This is a genomic window from Prevotella sp. P5-64 (assembly GCF_002251285.1).
Taxonomy (GTDB): Bacteria; Bacteroidota; Bacteroidia; order Bacteroidales; family Bacteroidaceae; genus Prevotella.
Genome location: NZ_NPJK01000009.1, coordinates 13,583 through 36,773, shown reverse-complemented (window position 1 = coordinate 36,773; position 23,191 = coordinate 13,583). Strand labels below are relative to the sequence as shown.

General features: G+C 54.0%; 16 protein-coding genes. 7 read left to right on the top strand and 9 right to left on the bottom strand.

The features are described from left to right. Positions 1-74 precede the first annotated feature (74 nt). From CIK87_RS02030 to CIK87_RS02005, 6 genes are all read left to right on the top strand, one after another. On the top strand, positions 75-398 hold the full coding sequence (locus CIK87_RS02030; RefSeq protein ID WP_094385030.1) for a hypothetical protein: 324 nt from the start codon (positions 75-77) through the stop codon (positions 396-398). Positions 399-423: 25 nt separating this feature from the next. Further along, positions 424-2,205 carry a biotin/lipoyl-binding protein gene (locus CIK87_RS02025; protein ID WP_094385028.1) on the top strand — a complete coding sequence of 594 codons (1,782 nt, stop codon included), beginning with the start codon at positions 424-426 and terminating at the stop codon, positions 2,203-2,205. After that, positions 2,198-2,731, top strand: coding sequence for an HD domain-containing protein (locus tag CIK87_RS02020; RefSeq protein WP_094385026.1), 534 nt, complete (start codon positions 2,198-2,200; stop codon positions 2,729-2,731). The genes CIK87_RS02025 and CIK87_RS02020 overlap by 8 nt, the downstream gene beginning before the upstream one ends. Positions 2,732-2,790: 59 nt before the next feature. After that, positions 2,791-5,616, top strand: a complete 2,826-nt coding sequence (locus CIK87_RS02015; RefSeq protein ID WP_022311630.1) for a putative LPS assembly protein LptD — start codon at positions 2,791-2,793, stop codon at positions 5,614-5,616. Positions 5,617-5,818: 202 nt separating this feature from the next. Beyond that, positions 5,819-7,477 carry a C10 family peptidase gene (locus tag CIK87_RS02010; RefSeq protein WP_094385024.1) on the top strand — a complete coding sequence of 553 codons (1,659 nt, stop codon included), beginning with the start codon at positions 5,819-5,821 and terminating at the stop codon, positions 7,475-7,477. Further along, the gene (locus CIK87_RS02005) at positions 7,468-8,403 is read left to right on the top strand and encodes a hypothetical protein (protein WP_094385022.1); all 936 of its coding nucleotides are present in this window, start codon (positions 7,468-7,470) and stop codon (positions 8,401-8,403) included. Before CIK87_RS02010 ends, CIK87_RS02005 begins: the two co-directional genes overlap by 10 nt. Positions 8,404-8,792: 389 nt before the next feature. Here the strand turns inward: CIK87_RS02005 and CIK87_RS02000 are convergent, their stop codons facing one another. From CIK87_RS02000 to CIK87_RS01980, 4 genes are all read right to left on the bottom strand, one after another. After that, on the bottom strand, positions 8,793-11,042 hold the full coding sequence (locus tag CIK87_RS02000; RefSeq protein WP_094385020.1) for a cation:proton antiporter: 2,250 nt from the start codon (positions 11,040-11,042) through the stop codon (positions 8,793-8,795). A 69-nt stretch (positions 11,043-11,111) separates the two neighbouring features. Beyond that, positions 11,112-12,335: a peptidase T gene (gene pepT, locus CIK87_RS01995; RefSeq protein WP_022311634.1), complete on the bottom strand. Its 1,224-nt coding sequence runs from the start codon at positions 12,333-12,335 to the stop codon at positions 11,112-11,114. Positions 12,336-12,690: 355 nt separating this feature from the next. Then, positions 12,691-13,647 (bottom strand): D-2-hydroxyacid dehydrogenase, encoded by a 957-nt coding sequence (locus tag CIK87_RS01985; protein ID WP_094385016.1) that lies wholly within the window; start codon positions 13,645-13,647, stop codon positions 12,691-12,693. 28 nt (positions 13,648-13,675) lie between these two features. Beyond that, positions 13,676-14,956, bottom strand: a complete 1,281-nt coding sequence (locus CIK87_RS01980) for a replication-associated recombination protein A (protein ID WP_094385014.1) — start codon at positions 14,954-14,956, stop codon at positions 13,676-13,678. A gap of 122 nt (positions 14,957-15,078) precedes the next feature. Here CIK87_RS01980 and CIK87_RS01975 point away from each other — a divergent pair, with 122 nt between their 5' ends. Beyond that, positions 15,079-15,894, top strand: a complete 816-nt coding sequence (locus tag CIK87_RS01975) for a hypothetical protein (protein ID WP_094385012.1) — start codon at positions 15,079-15,081, stop codon at positions 15,892-15,894. A gap of 133 nt (positions 15,895-16,027) precedes the next feature. Here the strand turns inward: CIK87_RS01975 and CIK87_RS01970 are convergent, their stop codons facing one another. The 5 genes from CIK87_RS01970 to CIK87_RS01945 form a co-directional block, all read right to left on the bottom strand. Then, positions 16,028-16,213 carry a hypothetical protein gene (locus CIK87_RS01970; RefSeq protein WP_094385010.1) on the bottom strand — a complete coding sequence of 62 codons (186 nt, stop codon included), beginning with the start codon at positions 16,211-16,213 and terminating at the stop codon, positions 16,028-16,030. Between the two features lie 59 nt (positions 16,214-16,272). Then, a complete protein-coding gene (locus CIK87_RS01965) occupies positions 16,273-16,977 on the bottom strand; it encodes an ABC transporter ATP-binding protein (protein ID WP_022311638.1) in 705 nt (234 codons plus the stop codon). 1 nt (position 16,978) lies between these two features. Beyond that, positions 16,979-20,320: a preprotein translocase subunit SecA gene (gene secA / locus CIK87_RS01960; protein WP_094385008.1), complete on the bottom strand. Its 3,342-nt coding sequence runs from the start codon at positions 20,318-20,320 to the stop codon at positions 16,979-16,981. 281 nt (positions 20,321-20,601) lie between these two features. Further along, entirely contained in the window at positions 20,602-22,005 is a 1,404-nt protein-coding gene (locus CIK87_RS01950) for an alkaline phosphatase family protein (RefSeq protein WP_094385003.1), read from the bottom strand. After that, a complete protein-coding gene (locus CIK87_RS01945) occupies positions 22,002-23,171 on the bottom strand; it encodes a DUF4105 domain-containing protein (protein WP_254046493.1) in 1,170 nt (389 codons plus the stop codon). Before CIK87_RS01945 ends, CIK87_RS01950 begins: the two co-directional genes overlap by 4 nt. Positions 23,172-23,191: the final 20 nt, after the last annotated feature.

Below are 23,191 nucleotides of genomic sequence, written 5' to 3'. Positions count from 1 at the left end.
GTCTGTCAGTTATGTAAGACTCTGCCGCCACCCTGACAAGGGAAGACGAGGCGTTCCTCATCTGCGGCACTCTCATGGATAAAGGGATGCCCACGGCAAAAGTCGCCGCAAAGTTACTCATAAATTATGAGAAACAGGGAGGAAGCGACTATTTTTTTATAAATAAAGCCACGGCAGAGGGCGACAGCGAGGGCAAGAAGGGGGATAACCCGCCTGCAACGCGGCACAATGGGGGCGCTGACGATAACAAAAACAAGGAGAAAAGAAAGCCAAATGAGCGGGCTGGAAGTCAACAATGGAAGCGAAATGGGACAATTAAATTCCACCAAAGAACAAAAAAAAGCAGCAATCATGAGCTAATTGGTTTTTTTTGTATAATTTTGCACCTTGAAATATAGTGATATTAAAAATATTATCGATAATATGAAGAAGAAAATTCAGTTCAGTCTCGTGTATAGAGATATGTGGCAGAGCTCTGGTAAGTTCCAGCCACGCAAGGATCAGTTGGAGCGCATCGCTCCGGTAATCATTGAGATGGGTTGCTTCAGTCGCGTGGAGACCAACGGTGGTGCCTTTGAGCAAGTGAACCTTCTGGCCGGCGAGAATCCTAACGACGCCGTGCGCGCATTCTGCAAACCTTTCAATGAGGTGGGCATCCAGACCCACATGCTTGACCGCGGTCTCAACGCGCTGCGCATGTATCCCGTGCCCGACGATGTACGCGCTCTGATGTACAAGGTTAAGGCCAAGCAGGGTACCAACATCACCCGTATCTTTGACGGTCTGAACGACGTTCGCAATATCAAGCCCTCTATCAAGTGGGCCAAGGAGGGCGGCATGATTCCCCAGTGCGCTCTGTGTATAACTACATCTCCCGTACATACTCTTGAATATTACAACAATATCGCCGATGAGTTGATAGAGGCTGGTGCCGAGGAAATCTGTTTGAAGGACATGGCCGGTATCGGTCAGCCCGCATTCCTGGGCAAGCTCACCAAGATGATTAAGGACAAGCATCCCGAAATCATCATCCAGTATCACGGCCACTCTGGTCCCGGCCTGTCTATGGCCAGCATCCTTGAGGTCTGCAACAACGGTGCCGACATCATCGACGTAGCCATCGAGCCGCTGTCATGGGGTAAGGTGCATCCAGACGTAATCTCTGTCATCAGCATGCTCAAGAACGAGGGCTTCGAGGTACCCGAAATCAACATGAGTGCCTACATGAAGGCTCGCGCTCTTACCCAGGAGTTTATCGACGAGTGGCTCGGCTACTTCATCAACCCCGGTAACAAGATTATGTCTTCGCTCCTGCTCGGCTGCGGTCTGCCCGGCGGTATGATGGGTTCTATGATGGCCGACCTCGGCGGTATGCGCACCACCATCAACAACGTACGCAAGAAGAAGGGTGAGGACGAGCTGTCTATGGACGACCTGCTCATCAAGCTCTTCGATGAGGTTGAATATGTATGGCCTCGCGTAGGCTATCCTCCACTGGTTACTCCTTTCAGCCAGTATGTCAAGAACATCGCGCTGATGAACCTGCTGACTATCGAGCAGGGCAAGGGCCGCTTTGTGATGATGGACGAGGCTATGTGGGGTATGATTCTCGGCAAGAGTGGCAAGATTCCTGGCACCATCGCTCCCGAGCTGGTAGAGCTGGCTCAGAAGCAGGGCCGAGAGTTTACCGATGTCGACGCCCACACACTGCTCACCGACGCCCTCGATGACTTCCGCAAGGAGATGGACGAGAACGGTTGGGAGTATGGTCAGGACGATGAGGAGCTGTTCGAGTTGGCTATGCACCCCGAGCAGTATCGCAACTTCAAGAGCGGCCAGGCCAAGAAGAACTTCCTCGCCGACCTGCAGAAAGCCAAAGATGCAAAGATGGGAAGCCAGTTGAGCGCCGAGCAGTTGGCTGCTTTCAAGCACGCAAAGGCCGATGCAATCGTATGTCCGGTCAAGGGACAGCTGTTCTGGGAATTCCAGGGCGACGGCGAGGCTGCTCCTGCTGTTGAGCCATTCATCGGCAAAGAATACAAGGAAGGCGACGCATTCTGCTACATACAGGCTCCTTGGGGCGAGTTTGTTGAGGTCAAGGCAGACCTTGGCGGCAAACTCGTAGAGATTAACGCCAAGCAGGGCGCCAAGGTTCGCAAGGGCGACGTGATAGCTTATATTCAGCGCCCCGAGGCAGATGCATAATCAGATAATAGACAAATACTATCCGGAGGACAACGACCTCCGGAATATACTCATTACGCACAGCACGCTCGTTATGCAGCGTGCTGTGCGCATTTGTGATGCCCATCCCGAACTGCACATCGACCGCCAGTTTGTCATCGAGGCTGCCATGCTCCACGACATCGGCATCTTCCGCTGCCATGCGCCGTCGATACACTGCATGGGCGACGAGCCCTACATCTGTCATGGACGGATAGGAGCCGAACTCATGCGCGCCGAAGGTTATCCGCGACACGCCCGGGTATGCGAGCGCCACACCGGAGCCGGACTTACCAAGCACGACATCATCAGCCAGAAGCTGCCGTTGCCCGAAGAGGACTTTCTGCCCGAAACCATCGAGGAGAAGGTCATCTGCTATGCCGACAAGTTCTACTCCAAGACCCGTCTCAACCACGAAAAGAGTTTCGAAGAGGCCCTTCGCAGTCTCCAGAAGTTCGGAGAAGAGGGCGTTTTGCGCTTCCGCGAATGGAAAAATCTCTTCGAATAGCGTTAAAATTGAGAAAACAGATAGTAATTAGTCATTAATTCTTTAACTTTGCAGTCTTAATGAAGACTAAAACGCTTATAGTAATCTTCCTGTTTGCCATCATCTTTGTGATGGCCAAGACCACCACACCCTCGGGTCAGAAGCGAAACAGGAAGGTGAAAAACGACACCATCGCCCTGAAAGACTCCATTAAGAAAGACATCACCCCCACCCTTCCCGCCATTGATACCACCAAGATGGACTCGCTCCAACTGGCCATATATCACCACAACAAAGCCATCGACGACTCGATACGCCTCGACTCTATCAACCGAGCCAAGAAGAACGGTATCGACGCACCGGTAAGCTACAAGGGCAACGACTCGCTGGTCTACGACGCCAAAGCCAAGCGTGCCTATATCTACGGCGAGGCCAATGTGAAGTACGAGAACATGGACCTGACCAGCGACCGCATCGCCTTGAGCATGGACAGCAGTCTGGTACACGCCGTGGGTACCCCCGATTCGCTCGAGAAGGGCGGCATACGCAACAAGCCGGTATTCAAGATGGGCGACACCGAATACCAGAGCGATACCATGGCCTTCAACTTCAAGACCAAGAAGGGCTTTATCAATAATGTGACCACCCACCAGGAGGAAGGCTATCTCAGCAGCCAGTTGTCCAAGCGCAACGACAAGGGAGAAATCTTCCTCAAGCATGGACGTTACACCACCTGCGACGCCGAGCACCCCGACTTCTACATCGCGCTGTCGCGAGCCAAGGTGCGCCCCGGCAAGGATGTGGTGTTCGGTCCCGCCTATCTCGTGGTGGCCGATGTGCCTCTGCCGCTGGCCATCCCCTATGGTTTCTTCCCCTTCAGCAAGAGCTATTCTTCAGGTTTCATCATGCCGAGCTATGGCGACGAGCAAGACCGTGGTTTCTATCTGCGCGATGCCGGTTACTACTTCGCCATGAGCGACAAGTGGGACCTCAAACTCTTGGGTGAGATTTATACCAAGGGCTCATGGGGACTCAGCGCAGCCTCCAACTACCGCAAGCGTTACAAATACAACGGTAGTTTCTTAGGTAGCTTCCAGGACACACGTACCGGCGACAAGGGAATGCCCGACTACTCCCGACAGACCAGCTTCAAGATACAGTGGAGTCACCGTCAGGATGCCAAGGCCAATCCGTTCAACACGCTGTCGGCAAGCGTCAACTTCGCCACAAGCAGCTATGAGCGCAACAACCTGTACAGTATGTACAATCCGCAGACCATGACGCAGAGCACGCGTACATCTTCGGTCAACTGGAGCACCACTTTCTCGAGCATAGGCATGACGCTGAGCTCGACAGTGAACCTCAACCAGAACATGCGCGATACCACCATCGCACTGACGCTGCCCGACATGAACATCTCCATCAGCCGCTTCTATCCCTTCCGTCGCAAGAACGCAGCCGGAAAGCAGCGCTGGTACGAGAAGATTTCGATGAGCTATACCGGACATATCACCAACTCCATCGACACCAAGGAAGACAAACTCATGTCGTCCAATCTGGCCAAGGACTGGCGCAACGGTATGCAGCACAATATCCCTATCCAGGGTACCTTCACCTTATTTAATTATATAAACGTCACCCCGGCGTTCAACTTCACCGACCGTACCTACCTGCGTAAGGTCAACAAGTCGTGGGACGAGGCCACCGGCACCGTGGTCAACGATACCATCAACGGACTGCACAACGTCTACAACTGGAACTTCGCCATGAGCGCCAGCACCAAGTTGTATGGTTTCTATGTGCCCAGCCGCAAGATTTTCGGTGACAAGGTACAGGCCATCCGCCACGTCCTCACCCCACAGGTCAGCTTCAGCTACGCCCCAGACTTCGGTGCGGCGCGCTACGGCTATTACCAGACCTACCAGCGCACCAATGCCGACGGTAGCGTAGACCTTGTCGAGTATTCTCCTTACGAGGGCTCGGCCTTCGGATACCCCACACGCGGAAAGACCGGCAACCTGTCGTTCAGCCTTGCCAACAACGTCGAGATGAAGATGAAGAGCGACAAGGACAGTACCGGCTTCAAGAAGGTGAGTATCATCGACAACTTTGCCCTGCAGATGTCTTACAACATGGCAGCCAAGGAGAAACCCTGGAGTGACCTGGGCATGGATATCCGTCTGAAATGGTGGAAGAACTATACCTTCAACATGCACGCAGTCTTCGCCACCTACGCCTACGAGCTCGACAAGAACGGCCGGCCTTACGTGGGCAACCACACAGAGTGGGGCTACGGACGCTTCGGACGCTTCCAGGGTATGTCGCAGAACTTCTCATTCACGCTCACACCAGAGAAACTGCGCAAACTCTTCAACGGCGGTGACGACGAAGAAGACAGCAAAGAAGAGAAGGAAGGCATCGACACCGGCATCGAAAGCAATGTCGACGACGACATGATAGAAGGACAGCGCGGAGCCAAGAAGCGCAAGGACACCGGAAAGGCTGCCACCGACGACGATGGCTACATGCTCTTCTCCATGCCCTGGTCGCTCACCGTGGGCTATGGTGTCACCATGAGCGAGAACCGCGACATCAAGAAGTTCAACTACAACAAGATGCGCTATCCCTACAAGTTCACGCAGACCGTCAACATGAGCGGCAACCTTCGCATCAGCGACGGGTGGAATATCAGCTTCTCGTCGGGTTACGACTTTGAGAACCACAAGATAAGCATGACCACCGCCTCGTTGCAGCGCGATTTGCACTGCTTCAACATGAGCTGTCAGGTGGTGCTCGCGCCATACACCAGCTATAACTTCTCGTTCCGTTGCAATGCCGCCACGCTTACCGACGCGCTCAAATACGACAAGCGCAGTGGTTATTCCAACGCCGTGCAGTGGTATTGATGTCACATTGACACCCCATAAGCATACACAATGCCTGTTCAGAAGAAAGGACATTATCCACGCGTTTTTTCTTCGGAACAGGCATTATAAATATCATCAAATACAAAAAAGCAGCTATTATTCAAAATTTTTTACTGATTTGGTATAGAAAGTATATAAATAATCGTATATTTGCAGTTGACTATAACCAAACTAACTCATTATGCAAAAGAAATCTTTACTCATTCTGATGCTTGTGCTCTTTGTGAAGCTGGCGGCTATAGCCGGTCCACGCTCATTCGTACAGGCGCAAAAGATTGCCGAGAACCAGGCTTCCCGACTCGGCATAGTGATAGACAGCAAGGCACGAGCCAAGGCCAGAGCCATCAATGGCGTTGACAGCCACCTCAAGCAGGTAGTCGACTACTACGTATTTCCCAACGGCGCCGACAAGGGTTTCACCATCGTGTCGGGCGATGACCGTATGCCCGAAATCGTGGGCTATGCCGACAGCGGAACCTACGACGAAAACCAGATGACCGAGGGTATGGCCATGTTTCTCGATAGTTACAAAGCTATGGCCGAAGCCGTCAAGGCTGGAGCCCCCGCCGCACTGAGTTTGCTCAACGAGCACCGCGCCATGACCGCCTCACCCAAGCGCGCGTCAGCAAAGGTAGCACCTCTGTTGGGCCAGATACAGTGGAACCAGGGCTATCCATACAACATGATGTGTCCCAAATACAACGGCAACGACCGTTCGGTGACAGGATGTGTAGCCACTGCCATGGCGCAGATTATGGCGTTCTGGAAATATCCCAAGAAACTCATGGCCGACATTCCCGCCTACACCACCAGAACCAACAAAATCAACATGCCAGGTATCTCCCAAGGCGCGACTTATGACTGGGACAACATGTTGCCACGATATGTAGAAGGCAACTATAATAATACACAAGCAGAGGCAGTAGCCAAGCTGATGCTGCATTGCGGCGCAGCGGTAGAGATGGACTACGGCAGTTCGTCGGGAGCCGTAGTGAACTACTACCATTTGACCAAATACTTCGGTTACGACGTCGACCTGATTGCCAATGTTTTCCGTGCCAACTACAGCATAGCCGAATGGGCCGACCTCATAGACCGTGAGCTCAGCGCCGGACGTCCTATACTCTATGGAGGTTTCTCTTCCACCAGCGGCCATCAGTTTGTATGCGACGGCAGCAACGGTTCAGGACTGTACCACATCAACTGGGGCTGGGGCGGCTATCAGAACGGATACTTCGACATTACCATCCTCAATCCCAAAAAGGGTGGCGCCGGTTCGGGCAATGCCCCCGACGGATACAACCGCAACTGCGATATGATTATCGGCATCCAGCCCGACAATGGCATCGTAGACGAGCCATTGGTATTTACACCCTCGTTGGAGATAAACAAATATACAAGCGAAAACCTAAACACGTACTTCAACATCACCAAGGACACACGTGCCAATGAGTCAGAGGCATTCAGCCTGTCTTTCGGCGATGCGTTGTTCTCCACCACCACAAATCCATTTAACGGCAAGTTTGCCTACGCCATCAACGACGGCAAGGGCGGATATACCTTGATTTGCAATCCCAGGAACCTGAGCATTCCAACCGGTGAATTTGTCGAGACCAACTTCAACTTCGCACCCAAGAACGGCACCTACACCATCTACGGCGTCTATTGCAAAAAGGGCGAGACCACATGGCACAAGTGTTTATATACCAACGGCATGAAGCCCATTACCCTAATTGCTACAACCGACAAGCTGGTCAAGGCCAACTCCTTGCTCAGCGCCACCATAACACCCGCAGGTAAAATAGTCGGTCTGAAAAGGCCACCTTCAACGTGGAGGTGACCAACAATGGCAACGAAGACTACATCGGACTTATAACGCTACATTCCGGCAGAAACGACCAGGATTACAATAACACCCCCGGAGGCGACTGCTACATCAGTGTGCCTGCCCACTCGACGATTACACGCCAGATCACTATACTTGTAGAAGTACCAGAAGGCGACTTCTACCTCAGGGTCAAGGACGATGCGGGCGAAGAAATCTCTGCGCCCCAGAAAATCACCGCCGAAATGACCACAAAGCCAGTCCTGGTACTTACGAACGTGGAGACCAACGTCACACCGGGCGACTACGAGACCGAGAACGCTTTCCGTTTCGGCAATAGGGTCAAAGCCCCCAAGATAAATGATGACTACGCCCTATTCAGGTATAAATTCAAAAATATAGGTGGTGCCGGTAAGGTGCAATACTTCATCTATTGCGAGGATGCAAGCGACGGCAGCAAAAAGTATTGGAAAGGTGGCTACAAGCAAATTGATGTGCCCAACGATGGTAGCGAACTCTATGTAGAAGAGACATGGAGCCCAGCAGAGGTAGGGTTTAACTTCATGATGGGCGGCATCGAGATGTCATATATCGACAACAACCTCAGCCCATTAATGTACGTAAACATGGAGAACTACTTCTATAATTTGGTGCTTGTAGAGGACGAGAGTCGGGGGTACAGACTGCCAGCCAATCTCCAGATTGTCTATGTGGCAGGCAAGCCCGTAGGCATCGACCATGTTGAGACCACCGGCGGCAAGGCAATCACTGGCGGCGAAGGCGAGATTATCATCCGTGCCGACAAGGCCGAGACCGTGGCCATCTACGGTATCGACGGCCGTCTGGTGCATCGCGTAAGTACCGAGGCTGGTGACACCAAGCGCGTAAGCGTGCCTGCGGGCATCTACATAGTCAAGGGTGCCAAGGTGGTGGTGCGCTGACCACATACGGCAAGACCATAGGCAAGAATCGAGGGCACCAACAGCAGCCCTCTCACAAACATAAGACAACAGCAGGCTCACCCGCCAATCAGGGAGAGCCTGCTGTTTCTGTTTATAGTAAGAGACGCCACCGTCGCCATGACCTCCGCACGAGCCGAGGGTACCTCGGCAACTCTGCTGACCATCTCTGCAGATGCGTATCGGACGATGCGGATATACGTATCGGACGGCACGGATGCGAGTTTCAGCCGATACGGATGTGAGTATCGGCCGGTTACAAGCAGCAAGGATAATGAGCATGAATGTGTAGGCTATAATGGCAAACCAGTAATAACACCTTAGGCTAAACGCAACCCTTTACCTTTACAGCAACGCACATCTCCACGCCATCAGGCTTGGAGCAGACGGTCAATACTGTCTCGCTCGCCCACCACCCAGATGACGTCGCCCTGCTCGAAGGGACGCTTGGGATTAATCATCGTAAGGTTCTGCTGCCCCTCTTCTACTCCCACGACCATGCAGTCATAGTTCTCGCGTATGCCGCTCTCGCTGAGCGTCTTGCCGACAAAGGCGCTACCGGCGTGGATGACGAGACTGTGCAGCCCCATCTCCCGCTTCTCTATATTGGGGTCTTCGGGCACAAGATTGCTGCTGAGTTCTATGCCGAAGGCATGCAGCTGCTCGTCGTTGCCGATGACCTGTATCTTGTCTTTGGGGAAGAGGATGGTGGAGCCACCGGGGATGTTGATGCGACGGTAACCGCGCAGGATGCTGCTCACGAGGACGCCGAAGCGCGCCCCCCACTGCAGACGGGCGAGGCTCTTGCCGGCGAAGGCGGAATTGAGGGGAATCTCAAACTCGGATATATGTAGGTCGCGGTCAAGCAGATGACCCTCAAAGAGCGGCCGCTTGCGCCCGCGCACCTGTGCCTCGATGTCGCGAGAGCGTAGGTTCTGCACAAAGAGTCGCTCCAGATGTATGCTGCTACGCTTCAGATTGCGCGACATCACAAAGATGGCTATCACGATGAGCGCCAGAGTGATTACGATGGCATTGGCAAAGCGTGCCAGATAGTTGCAGATATAGAAGAGGAACGCCGCGGCGATGAAGATACGCGCCACGATGGTAAAGAGCAGCGGCAGACGGTTGATGCGGTTGCCCGTCCAGAGCGCCTTGAACTCGTCGCTGTGGTTGTGCTTCATCACGATGGCGCGCAGGAAGGGCGAGATGAGTACCACCGTGACCAGGCCGCACACGCCGTTGGCCCACCAGTGGGGCAGTATCTGCCGGATGAAGGGCAGGAAGAAGGTAAACATGAGGGTGATGGTGGCGGTGGTGAGGATGCTGTAGATGAGCGCCGTGGTGAGCAGCTTGCGCATCAGCAGTCGCCAGTTGCCGCTTTCCACCGCACTCGAGTGGGTGGCAAGACCCAGATGGCCCAGCCGCCGCAGCCACCGCTTGGGCAGCCGCTTCTCCAACTGGTGGTAGGCGGGGTCGGCAGCCTTGATCATATAAGGTGTAAGGAAGGTGGTGATGACCGATACCGCCACCACGACAGGATAGAGGAAGTTGCCGATGACGTGGAGCGAGAGTCCCAATGATGCTATGATGAACGCGAACTCACCTATCTGAGCCATAGAGAAACCGCAGCGCATGGAGTTGCGCAGTGTCTGACCGCTCAGGAGAAATCCCATCGAGCCCAGCACACTCTGGCCCACGAGGATGGTCAGCACGAGGATGACGATGGGCACGGCATAAGCGACAAGGATATGTGGGTCGACCAGCATGCCCACCGATACGAAGAAGATGGCACCGAAGAGGTTCTTCACAGGCTCTACCAGTTGGATAATCTTGTCGGCCTCGATGGTCTCGGCAAGGATGCTGCCCATGATGAAGGCTCCGAAGGCGCTGCTGAACCCCACCAGCGTGGAGATGCACGCCATGGCGCAGCAGAGTCCGAGCGCCACGATGGTCATGGTCTCGTCATTCATGAGCAGACGCGTCTTGCGCAGGAACATGGGGATGAAGAAGATGCCTACCACCAGCCATACCGTGAGGAAGAAGCCTATCTTGACGACCGAAGCCACCATCTGCTCGCCGTCGGGGTTGGCCCCGGTGGCAAAGGCCGAGAGCATCACCATCATGACGATGGCCATGATGTCTTCGAGGATGAGCACGCTCATCACCAGCCCGGCAAACTTCTGCTGCCTGAGCCCCAGGTCGTCGAAAGCCTTGTAGATGATGGTGGTGGACGACATGGCAAGCATGCCGCCAAGGAATACGCAGTCCATGCGCGCCCACCCGAAGAGGTGGCCCACCACGGTGCCGGCAAACATCATGCAGAGGATGATGGTGATGGCGGCTATCATGGGCGCCATGCCCATCTTGAGTATCTTCTTGAACGAGAAATCGAGGCCCAGAGAGAACAGCAGGAAGATGACGCCGATGTCGGCCCACATCTGCACGTCGGCCTTGTCTATCACCGACATGGTGTAGGGCATGTGGGGCGACACGAGAAAGCCCGCCACGATGTAGCCCAAAACGAGGGGTTGGCGCAAGCGCTTGAAGAGCAGTGTGACGCCGCCAGCCACGATGAGTATGAGTGCAAGGTCCTTGACCAGAGCCGGAAGTTCAGCCATAAGCGTATAGGATAAAAGCGAAAAAGCTGCTCCTCAACAAGGAACAGCTTCTATCGCTATTGGGGATAATCAGTCGTTGTATGCAGCGGTGATGGCACAGATGCGGGTGATGACCTGCACAGCCTTCTGCATGACCTGGATGGAGACAAACTCGTGGGGGCCATGGAAGTTGACGCCGCCGGCAAAGATATTGGGGCAAGGGAGACCTCGGAAACTCAGCTGGGCACCGTCGGTTCCGCCACGGATAGGTTCAACCTTGGGGGTGACGCCTGTCTCCTGCATGGCTTTGAGCACAATGTCAATCACATGCATGTTGGGGTCTATCTTTTCCTTCATGTTGTAGTACTGGTCGCGCAGCTCAACCTTGACCGTGCCCTCGCCGTACTTCTCGTTCATACGGGCAGCGATAGACTCGATGAAGTCCTTGCGGTCTTCAAACTTCTCGCGGTCGTGGTCGCGGATGATGTAGCTCAGCTTGGCTTCCTCGCAGTGGCTGTCGATGCCCAGCAGATGGTAGAAGCCCTGATAGCCGTCGGTGGTCTCGGGGATGTCGGTCTCGGGAATGAAGGCGTTGAACTCGCAAGCCAGACGACTGGCGTTGACCATCTTGCCCTTGGCATAACCCGTGTGTACGCTCATACCCTTGATGATGACCTTGGCGGCAGCAGCATTGAAGTTCTCATACTCCAGGTTGCCCAGGTCGCTGCCATCCATGGTGTAGGCCCACTCGCATCCGAACTTCTCGACATCGAAGTGATGGGCACCCATGCCTATCTCCTCATCGGGATTGAAAGCCACACGGATGTCGCCGTGCTTGATTTCGTCGTGGTCGCGCAGATAGCACATCGCCTCGACAATCTCGGCGATACCCGCCTTGTCGTCGGCACCGAGCAGCGTGTGGCCGTCGGTCACGATGATGTCCTCGCCCTTGTGGTCGAGCAACTCGGGAAACTTGGAGGGCGACGACACGATGCCCTCGCTCAGCACGATGTCTCCACCGTCATAGTTCTCGACGATGCGGGGCTTGATGTTGGCGCCAGAGCAGTCCATACTGGTGTCGTAGTGGGCAATGAAGCCGATGGTGGGCACCTCCTTCTTGGTATTGGCCTTGAGGGTGGCGTAGATGTAGCCCATCTCGTCCATCTCGACATCAGAGAGACCTTCGCGCTCCAACTCTTCCTTCAGGTATTTGGCAAACACGAGCTGCTTGGCCGTGCTTGGCACAGTCTGAGAGTCTTCGGCAGACTGGGTGTCAAACTGTGTATAATTGATAAACCGTTGTACTAAATCCATATTCTACTTCCTATTACATTATGATATATGAGACAAAGTTAGCACAATTCACCCGCAATTCAAAGCGAATGTCCAATTATTTTGCAGTTAAGCCGAAAAGTTTTCAGCAATCTGCAATGATGTCGGCGATGGCAGAGATGAGGGCCGTGATGACAGACAACATCTTTGCGGGGTGCGAAATGGTTATTTCGTGGTTGGAAATAATGGTATAAAGACGGGAAATAGTCGTTTCGTGGTTTGCAACAATATTATGGATGGCATCGGGAGAGACGGGGCGAGACGGCAGACAAAAAAGCAATGGGCCTAATCTGACAGACAGACCAGGCCCACGGCAAAGGGTTATCTCAAATGGCGCTTAGGGATTGACCACATTCTGGGGATGGCCATCCTGGAATGCGCGGATGTTGTCGAAGGTGGCGTTGAGCAGTCGCTGGCGCGCCTCGACCGATGCCCATGCGATGTGGGGCGTGATGAAGGCGTTGGGCTGGGCGAAGAGCGGATTGTCGGCAGCCGGCGGTTCGCTGCACATCACGTCGGCACCATAGCCGCCAAGCTGTCCAGAGGCAAGAGCCTCGGCCACATCAGCCTCATTGACCAGAGGGCCTCGGCCGGTATTGACCAGCAGGGCGCCACGCTTCATGCGGGCGAGGGTGCGGGCGTTGATGAGCTCGTGGGTATCGGGGGTGAGCGGGCAGTGGAGAGTAAGGATGTCACTCACACCGAAGAGTCCCTCAAGGGTGGTCTTCTGGATATAGTCGGGGAGGTCGATGGAGTTCTTGCTGGTGAAGGCAAAGACATCCATACCAAACTCGCGGGCTATGCTTGCCACCTTGGCACCGATATGGCCGAGGCCCACGATGCCGAGGGTCTTGCCGGCGAGCTCGCTCACGGGCAAATCCCAGTAGCAGAAGTCGGGCGCTGCCGACCAACGTCCCTCGCGGGTCTGGCGGGCATAGTGGGCCACGCGGTTGGTCATGTTGAGTATCTGTGCAAAGACCATCTGCGCCACACTGTCGGTGCTGTAGGCAGGCACGTTGCACACGGTGATGCCCAAGTCGCGGGCCGCCAGGGTGTCGATGGTGTTGTATCCCGTGGCCAATACGCATATCAGCCGCAGGTTGGGCAGCTGCTCAAGCGTCTGCCGCGTGAGTGTCACCTTGTTGGTTACTATGATTTCTGCATCATGCGCACGCTCGACTACCTCTGAAGGCTGCGTGCGGTCGTACACCGTTACCTCGCCCATCTCTTTGAGGGGTTCCCAGGTAAGATCGCCCGGATTGGACGCATATCCGTCTAATAATACTATTTGCATATCCAATAATACTATATTCATTGTTGGTTTACTTGTCATCTTTATATCTGTCGCCCCAGTATTGCAGCATGCGCTGATAGAGTTTCTCCTCGGAAGGACTGTGCTGGGCGTGCCAGAAGCGGCGGCTGCCCAACTCGGAGGGGAGATAGGACTGGGCAACGAAGTTGCCGGGATAGTCGTGGGGATAGAGATAGCCATCGTGATAGCCCAGCTCCTTCATGAGCGCCGTGGGGGCGTTGCGTATGGGCAGCGGCACGGGCAGATTGCCAGTAGCGCGCACGGCAGCAAGGGCTTCGTCGATGGCGAGATAGGCAGAATTGCTCTTGGGACTGGTGGCGAGATAGACCACAGCCTCGGCAAGCGCAATGCGGCCCTCGGGCCATCCTATCTTGTTGACCACATCAAAGGCGGTGTTAGCCATAAGTAGGGCATTGGGGTTGGCGAGTCCCACATCTTCGGCGGCGCTTATCACCACGCGGCGGGCAATGAACTTGGGGTCTTCGCCTCCCTCTATCATGCGCGCCATCCAGTAGAGGGCGGCATCGGGGTCGCTGCCACGGATGCTCTTGATAAAGGCAGAGATGATGTCGTAGTGCATCTCGCCGTCCTTATCGTAGGCCAAGGGGTTCTGCTGGAGCCGCTCTTCGACCATCTCGTCGGTGATGGTCACCTCGTCGTCGGTAGAGGCACTGATAACGAGCTCGAGGATGTTGAGCAGTTTGCGCGCATCGCCACCGCTATAGCGCAGCAGCGCATCGGTCTGCTGCAGATGGATATGGCGCTTGGAGAGTTCGACATCCTGGGTCACAGCACGATGAAGAAGCGAGAGCAGGTCGGAAGCCTCGAGCGACTTGAGGACATAGAGCTGGCATCGGGAGAGCAACGGGCGGATAATCTCGAAAGAGGGATTCTCGGTGGTGGCACCGATGAGCGTCACCACGCCACGCTCGACCGCCCCAAGTAGGCTGTCTTGCTGGGATTTGGAAAACCGGTGAATCTCGTCGATGAAGAGTATGGGTGAGGCGGAATTGAAAAAGCGCCCACTCTTGGCACGCTCTATCACATCGCGCACATCCTTGACTCCACTGGTCACGGCACTGAGCGTGTAAAAAGGCACCTGCAACATGTTGGCAACAATCTGGGCAAGAGTGGTCTTGCCCACGCCAGGAGGTCCCCAAAGAATAAACGAAGAGATATGCCCCGTATCAATCATCTTGCGAAGCACCGCTCCCGGACCCACCAAATGCTGCTGTCCTACATAATCATCCAAGGTGCGCGGACGCATCCTTTCAGCTAACGGTTCACTCATAATTATTGCAAAGTTAATGATATTTTTCATATTGATACGATTTTTTTTGCATAAAAATTTGCAACTTAACGATTTGTTGTATACATTTGCAGCCAATACAAACTCCAAACTTTACACAAACAATGAAGCAAGACCATAAAGTTCTGACACTCAAAACTTTGAACAAGAGTAATATCTGGGACGCCCAAGAAAACGACATTTTCCGCCTCTGGGAAAGTGGCGAAAAGGAAGCCGATTTCAAAGACAACCTGCAGCATTACATGGATATTATCAAGAGTGGCTTTGAGCTGGAAGAGATAAAGATTGACAACCCCAAAGTCTTCGAGAAATACGAAGAGCGCGGATTCAAAATCGGACAAATCAAGCTCGATGACAAGCACATACAGAAGTGGGCTGTCAAGAAGCGTCCTATCAACAGAGTCACCGACCTCACCTATGAAAATATACGCCACATCTCGGCTGCCAAGCTCATGGAGGTGCTCGAGCGCAACTTCGGCGGTGGTTGGGAATCGCTCTCACAGAGCATTCAGGATATCATCCTCAGCGGTTTTGACATCAGCACCACTACCCTACCCGCCAACCGTCTGCACAAGCCCGGCGGCATGTATGAGAAGAAAGTGAACGACGGTTTTGAGGTGCTCGAGATACCCAAAGGCTCATGGGTGGAGGCCATCTTTGCCAAACTGAAACCCGAAGTGGAGAAGCCCCGCTACAAGTCGGAATTTGACGAGGACGACAAGAAAATGCGTGACTTTGACGAGGATGAGGACGACGAGGAATTGGACGATGTCAACGAGGACTGCGGTGAGGACTATGACGAGGACGACGATAGCTATGACGAGGACAAGCTCACGGAAGAAAGCTATCGCACCACTTTCGACACCGACCCCGAAGACCTGAACATGGAGGCTGAAGACGTAGCCGAAGAAGAGTATTAATACATCTTATCATATAAAAGGAGGAAAGCCATTCTGACATCATCACGGTGTCGGAATGGCTTTCTTCGTTAATCGCCAGATAACCAAAGGCATGAATAGCGAAAGCGAGGACAGTGCCGGCGGATAGGCAGGCTTACTCGGCACTGGCAGAGACATGCTCGGCACCGGCAGAGACATGCTCGGCATCGACAGAGACATGCTCGGCATCAGCAGAGACATGCTCGGCACCGGCAGAGACATGCTCGGCACCGACAGAGACATGCTCGGCATCGGCAGAGACATGCTCGGAAGTCGGACATGCAGAAACAATAATCCCCATAGAGGCAGGCAGTACCTACATCTATGGGGATAACGGTATAGGGTGAAACCTAAAGACGGCTATTCGCTCACTTCAAAGTAGCTCTCCAACTCGCTCTCGGCGCTACCGCCCTCATTGGGCAGGTCCTTGATAATCTGGCCATGCTCCAAGAGAGCCACTCGCGTAGAGATGTCGATGGTGTGCTGCAGGTTGTGGCTGCTCACCAGTATGGTGGCATGCTCCTGGGCGGCGTAATCGACGAGGAGTTTCTTGAGCAGTATCTGGCTCGACGGGTCGAGGAAGTTGAACGGCTCATCGAGAATGACGGTCTTTGGGCGGCTGAGCAGGGCTGAGACGATGCCCACCTTCTGCTTGTTGCCGGCAGAGAAATCGCGTATGTACTTCTTCTGCCCCATCACCTCGCCAGCCATAAAGCGCTCAAAGACAGTCAGCCGTTCGGCAACCTGGTCGCGGCTCATGCCGTTGACCTTGCCGACAAACTCGAAATACTCTTCGGGTGTGAGGAAATCGATAAGGAAACCCTCGTCAATATAAGCTCCTACACCCGCTTTCCAGTCTTCGCTCTCGGCAGGGTTGGCTCCGTCGATGGTGACCGACCCCCGGTCGGCGTCGAGTAGGTCAAGGATGAGTCGGAAGAATGTGGTCTTTCCGGCACCATTGTTGCCGACGAGTCCGAGGACATCTCCGTCGTTGATAACAAACGACGGGATGTCTACAGCTGTCTTTTCGCCGAATTGCTTCAGCAGGTCTTTGGCTTCAATCATATTATCGGAGATTGCGTCCGTGGCAGTTCTTGAACTTCTTGCCCGAACCGCAGGGACATGGGTCATTGGGACGTGGCATCTTCTGAGCAACGAAAGGCGTGTGGTTGACCTGGTCGGCTCCCTCACGGGTATCGCGCTGGGCAGCGCTGCGCTGGGCCTGCTCGTCGAGGTCCATCTTCTGCTCATTGTAACGCTGAGAACGCTCCTCGGGGGCTGCCTCCTGTACAGGCTGCTGCAACTCGGGCACCTGACCACGCATAAGGACTGAGGCCACACGGTTGTTGAGGTCGTCAATCATGGCATCCCAAAGCTTGGCACTCTCGAGCTTGAACACGAGAAGCGGGTCTTTCTGCTCGTAAGTGGCGTTCTGCACACTGTGGCGCAACTCGTCGAGCTGGCGAAGGTGCTCCTTCCACTCGTCATCGATGGTATGGAGGACGATATACTTCTCAAACTCCTTGACCACCTCCTTGCACTCAGAGGTATAAGCAGCGTTGAAGTTGCAAGGTATCTGGTAGATATGGCGGCCATCGGTCACGGGAACGGCTATGCGCTCGATGCGGTCGCCATGGGCCTGATAGAGGTCGCTGATTACGGAGTAGGCAATGCTCTGCATACGCTCGTTCTTACGCTTGAATGCAGCCATAGCCTCCTGGAATGCGCGCTCAGCCAAATCATCGCGCTTGCCGGCGAGAAGTTCTTCCTCGGTGAAGGGGCACTCCATGGCAAGAACCTTAAGGAAGCCTTCCTTGCAGCCTTCGTAGTCGTTGTTCTCGATGATAGACACGCAACGATCCCAGATGATGTTGGCGACATCCATACCGATGCGCTCACCCATCAGTGCATGACGGCGCTTGTCGTAGATAACAGTACGCTGCTTGTTCATCACATCATCGTACTCAAGCAGGTGTTTACGGATACCAAAGTTGTTCTCCTCGACCTTCTTCTGGGCATACTCGATGGCGCGCGACATGATAGGCGACTCGATACGCTCTCCGTCCTCAATCTTCATGCGGTCCATAATCTTGGCGATACGCTCGGAAGCGAAGAGGCGCATGAGTTTGTCTTCGAGAGATACATAGAAAACAGACGAACCGGGGTCGCCCTGACGGCCGGCACGACCACGTAGCTGGCGGTCTACACGACGGCTCTCGTGGCGCTCGGTACCGATGATGGCAAGACCACCAGCAGCCTTGACCTCGGGGGAGAGCTTGATGTCGGTACCACGACCAGCCATATTGGTGGCAATGGTCACGGCGCCCAGTCCATTGACGCTCTGTCCGGCTTGGGCCACGATGTGGGCCTCACGCAAGTGGTTCTTGGCATTGAGCACCTCGTGGGGTATCTTGCGAAGGGTGAGCATACGGCTCAGCAACTCGGAGATTTCTACCGAAGTGGTACCCACCAGACAGGGACGTCCGGCGTTGCGCATCTCCTCGATTTCCTCGATGACGGCACGATACTTCTCGCGGTTGGTCTTGTAGAGACGGTCGTCCATATCGATACGTGCGACAGGACGGTTGGTAGGTATCTCGACAACATCGAGCTTGTAGATATCCCAGAACTCGCCTGCCTCAGTAGAAGCAGTACCGGTCATACCGGAGAGCTTGTGATACATACGGAAGTAGTTCTGCAGGGTGATAGTGGCAAAGGTCTGGGTGGCAGCCTCAACACGGACATGCTCCTTGGCCTCAACAGCCTGGTGGAGACCATCGCTCCAACGGCGACCCTCCATGATACGGCCTGTCTGCTCATCAACAATCTTGACCTGGCCATCGATAACGACATACTCGTCATCCTTGTTGAACATGGTGTAAGCCTTGAGCAACTGCTGGAGAGTATGCACGCGCTCACTCTGCAATGCATAGTGGGCAAGCAGCTCGTCCTTCTTGTCCAGGCGCTCCTGGTCGGAGATACCGGTCTGGCTCTCAAGCGCAGACATCTGAGAAGTGATGTCGGGCAATACAAAGAGCTTGTCATCATTGACCTGGGCGGCGAGCCATGCAGTTCCCTTATCGGTAAGGTCGGCACTGTTGAGCTTCTCGTCTACCACAAAATAGAGAGGCTTGACGGCCTCGGGCATACGGCGGTTGTTGTTCTCCATATACATCTCCTCGGTACGCTGCAAACCAGACTTGATGCCATCCTCAGAGAGATATTTGATAAGTGCCTTGTTCTTGGGAAGAGCCTTGAACGAACGGAAAAGAGCGAGGAAGCCCTCAGCCTGCAACTCCTGAGCCTTCTTGGCATCGGCCTCTTTCTCTGCGGCGCTGATTTTCTGGCGTGCCTCGGCAAGGAGTTCGGTAGCCTGCTTGCGCTGAACTTCATAGAGACGCTCAACGAGGGGCTGGAACTGCTCAAACATCTGGTCGTCGCCCTTGGGGATAGGGCCAGAGATGATAAGTGGGGTACGGGCATCGTCAATCAACACCGAGTCGACCTCATCGACGATGGCGTAGTTGTGGCGGCGCTGCACAAGGTCGGCAGGCGAAACAGCCATGTTGTCACGCAGATAGTCGAAGCCGAACTCATTGTTGGTACCAAAGGTAATATCAGCCTGATAAGCCTTGCGACGGGCCTCAGAATTGGGCTGGTGCTTATCGATACAATCTACACTAAGTCCATTGAACATATAGAGTGGGCCCATCCACTCGGAGTCACGCTTGGCCAGATAGTCATTGACGGTCACCATGTGTACACCGTTGCCGGTGAGCGCATTGAGGAATACTGGCAGAGTAGCCACGAGAGTCTTACCCTCACCAGTAGCCATCTCGGCAATCTTACCCTGATGGAGGGCGATGCCACCGAAAATCTGCACATCGTAGTGTACCATATCCCACTTCACCTTGTTACCTCCGGCCGTCCACTCGTTGTGGTAAATGGCCTTGTCGCCATCGATGGTGATAAAGTCGTTGGCGGGATTGGCAGCCAGTTCACGGTCGAAGTCGTTGGCAATAACCACAGTCTCCTCGTTCTCGGCAAAGCGGCGGGCGGTATCCTTGACGATGCTATAGGCAATAGGCATAACATCGTTGAGAGCCTTCTCATACTTCTCGAGCGCGTCCTTCTCAAGACTGTCTATCTTGTTGAAAATCTTCTCACGCTCATCAATAGGAGTTTCCTCGATGGTGGCACGCAACTTGGCTATCTGCTCTTTCTCAGTCAGGGCAGCATCCTGCACATACTTCTGTATCTCCTTGGTCTTGGCACGCAGTTCGTCGTTGCTCAAGGCCTTGATGGCAGGGTATGCTTCCTTTACCTTTTCTACAAGGGGCTGGATGAGTTTCATGTCGCGGGTGGACTTGTCTCCAAACAGCGACTTCAGAATTTTGTTGAAATTCATTGCTTATATTATTTTATTTATTATCTTGATAATCATGTGCAAAGGTACGAATATTTTCGTACAATTATGCACTATTTGCCGTATTTTAATCACACGCAGTGATGTCTGCAATCATTTTTGTGCCATACTGCAAGGGCTCAAGCGCCTACACTTACATATCTATCGATGCAGGCACCCGCAAAGGCACCTTGGGAATGGCTATAATAAACAAGGGAAAAACAAAGCCTGTAACCTCCGTCGACGTCACGGCATTGCCGCCGACAGAGGTTGCAGGAAAAACGTCAGAACAAGGGTTCTGACTTACAGGCATTGGGAGCCCGGATGCGTATGGCCTTGGCAATGGTGGGTGCGATATGCTCCACGCTTACCGGGGTATTGATGTGCTCTGCCGGGGTTCCGGCGCCATAGAATATGATGGGAAACGGCACAAACGAAGCACGACAAGTGTAGCGTTCCTGATTGTCTTCGTTATACAACTGCCAACCTGGAGCCACCTCGACCACAATGTCGCCGCTGATGGCGGGATGATGGCCGTTACGCAGTTTGCGTGTGTCTCCGCCCGCATTGAGAAGGCTGTTGGTAGTATAGACATCGCGCACTCCCGAGTTCTGGATAAGGAACTCCTGACAGCGCACCAGCACCTCGCTCTGGCTGATACGCTTCTGCTCTATCAGTTTGTGGTTCAGATAGATTTCGTTGTGATAACAGGCTTCAACATATCTACCCTGGCCATAAACAGCACCGAGATAGATGTTGAGCAGATTGGCGGTACGGTTGATGTAGAACGTGCCGGTGGGCACATTGTATTTGGAATAATCTACATTCTCTTCATCGGTATAGCCCGTGCTGGTCACCACAAACAGCACATGCTCCTTACCTACCTGTTTCTCGATGCCAGCCACAAGGTCGCCCAGCAGTTGGTCGAGCTTGATGTACACGCCCTCCATATCTGTCTGCCAGTTGGCTGCGCCGCGCCCTTTGGCAGAGAGCGTTACGGCGAGATAGTCAGTCACGGCATCGCGCCCCATAGCCTGCTCCACCACGCAAGCCTGAGCTGCATGGGCTACGGCAAGGTTCTTGGTGCGGTCATCCGACGCGCGCTGCGAATAGACGGCATTGTAGGCATTGAGCCACTTATGCGCCTTCTGCGGATAATAGGCCGAGGTGGCAAGCACGCCACGGTTGTCGTCGACCCACACGGCTCCGTCGGCAGCATGACCGGCAGAGAGGACGGCGGCATCACGGCTGAAAGCGAGGGCATAGACGAGCGCAGAGCCGCCAGTAGCCACCTTGAGCTCGTCGCCTATGGTAGAAGTGGAAAGCAGGCGCGGCGAAGTACCCACCTTGCTGTCTGCCACGCAATAGACGGGGCGCAGCGTGGCTCGGTCAAGCCATTGCGAGCTTACTATATTATTATAATAAGGTGTAGTGCCCGAACTGATAGACGCCACAGCCGAGGCACGGTCAATGGGAAGAAAGTCGTAGCTTGCGGCCTCATAGACACGCCCTTCGGACAGAAGTTTCTTGAATCCGTCGGGACCGTAGAGAGGAGCGAAAGCCTGTATATAATCAGTACGCAACTGGTCGATGGTGATATTGACCACGAGGCGGGGCGCCGGCTGCAGCCGCTGGGCCGAGGCGGTAGCTGAGAGTGCGAGCAATATCGCTGTCAGACATTTATTCATGCGGTTGTTTGTTTTGTTCGTTTACACCAGTTATAGAGTACTGCAACTCTAAACAGCAAAGATAATGCCAAAGTCCATATTGCTGCATCATATTTTTGCCAAATGCCCATAAAAAGTGACAATGCCAGTGACCCGGCTATCACCCACAGCCATCTGCCGAACTGGCGGCGTCGCAGTGAACGCACTACGGGCCAGAGGGCTATAAGGCAGAGCGGAGAGAGTATCAGTATCTGGAAATTAAGGCTCACCGTGGGATGCTGCGAGAAAATCATGGCTGTCAGGATGATTCCTCCCACACCCGTAGCGAGAAGCCACAGGATGTCGAGCCCATAGAGGATGCGGTGGGTGCGCCACTCGATGATGGTGACGACAATCATGACCATCAGCACCGCAAGGGCCACTGCCATAGGAGGCATCGCAGCCGCAAAGCCAGACCCTGCATCTTGCTTTTCAGCCAGTTGCGACACCGATGGTGCGAAGAGCATACGACTGTCTGAGACCAGCTTGCGACGCTCGCCAGAGGGAAGCCGCAGATAAGCATCTTCAAAATCCTCGCGCAGACTGTCGGGCAGGAACTGACGCTCAGCCATAGAGACTTGACGGTCGGCTTTAACACCGAGGAGCAAATCATTGCCCAATCGGCTCCAGGGATAGCCTTCATTCCACTGGTGAAGCATAGTGCGGAAGGTCACACCGTCAAGGTTGCGCTGAGGATATTCTATGTCGCAACCCAACTGACCCACAATGACATCGCGGGCCTTGGTGGTACAGTTGTTATAGAAGAAATTATAACGATAGGTACGGTTTTCAGGCAGATAATTGTGGGCAAGGGCTTCACTGATGGCACGCTTCTGCTCAGCGGTGAGGTTGAGAGTCTGCTGGTAGACCCACCGGCCTTCATACTGATACTCGCGCATGAAATAATCAAAAGGCGTGATGCCCATCTGATAATCAGTAAGTCCGAAGACAAACCTCAGGACAAAATAGTCCTGATTGAAAGAGAACATACCGTAATTGATGACCATATCCTCGCCCGTGCGATGGTCGGTATAACGGATGGCTGTATGGCCGTAGAGCGAATAGACCTCGTCGCCCGGCCCACAGGTAAGCAGCGCGATGACCACGGAGTCGGCAGACTCTGTAGCCCTACTGGTAACGCATGTCAAAGACACCAAAAATGTCAACA

Bases quoted from the DNA above. Each gene is read 5' to 3' on its own strand.
- secA (WP_094385008.1), bottom strand. From the start codon at position 20,320: ATGAATTTCAACAAAATTCTGAAGTCGCTGTTTGGAGACAAGTCCACC.
- CIK87_RS02030 (WP_094385030.1), top strand. From the start codon at position 75: ATGGATAAAGGGATGCCCACGGCAAAAGTCGCCGCAAAGTTACTCATA.
- pepT (WP_022311634.1), bottom strand. From the start codon at position 12,335: ATGGATTTAGTACAACGGTTTATCAATTATACACAGTTTGACACCCAG.
- CIK87_RS02000 (WP_094385020.1), bottom strand. From the start codon at position 11,042: ATGGCTGAACTTCCGGCTCTGGTCAAGGACCTTGCACTCATACTCATC.
- CIK87_RS01980 (WP_094385014.1), bottom strand. From the start codon at position 14,956: ATGAGTGAACCGTTAGCTGAAAGGATGCGTCCGCGCACCTTGGATGAT.
- CIK87_RS02025 (WP_094385028.1), top strand. From the start codon at position 424: ATGAAGAAGAAAATTCAGTTCAGTCTCGTGTATAGAGATATGTGGCAG.
- CIK87_RS01985 (WP_094385016.1), bottom strand. From the start codon at position 13,647: ATGCAAATAGTATTATTAGACGGATATGCGTCCAATCCGGGCGATCTT.
- CIK87_RS02020 (WP_094385026.1), top strand. From the start codon at position 2,198: ATGCATAATCAGATAATAGACAAATACTATCCGGAGGACAACGACCTC.
- CIK87_RS01975 (WP_094385012.1), top strand. From the start codon at position 15,079: ATGAAGCAAGACCATAAAGTTCTGACACTCAAAACTTTGAACAAGAGT.
- CIK87_RS01950 (WP_094385003.1), bottom strand. From the start codon at position 22,005: ATGAATAAATGTCTGACAGCGATATTGCTCGCACTCTCAGCTACCGCC.
- CIK87_RS02010 (WP_094385024.1), top strand. From the start codon at position 5,819: ATGCAAAAGAAATCTTTACTCATTCTGATGCTTGTGCTCTTTGTGAAG.
- CIK87_RS01965 (WP_022311638.1), bottom strand. From the start codon at position 16,977: ATGATTGAAGCCAAAGACCTGCTGAAGCAATTCGGCGAAAAGACAGCT.
- CIK87_RS02015 (WP_022311630.1), top strand. From the start codon at position 2,791: ATGAAGACTAAAACGCTTATAGTAATCTTCCTGTTTGCCATCATCTTT.
- CIK87_RS01970 (WP_094385010.1), bottom strand. From the start codon at position 16,213: ATGGGGATTATTGTTTCTGCATGTCCGACTTCCGAGCATGTCTCTGCC.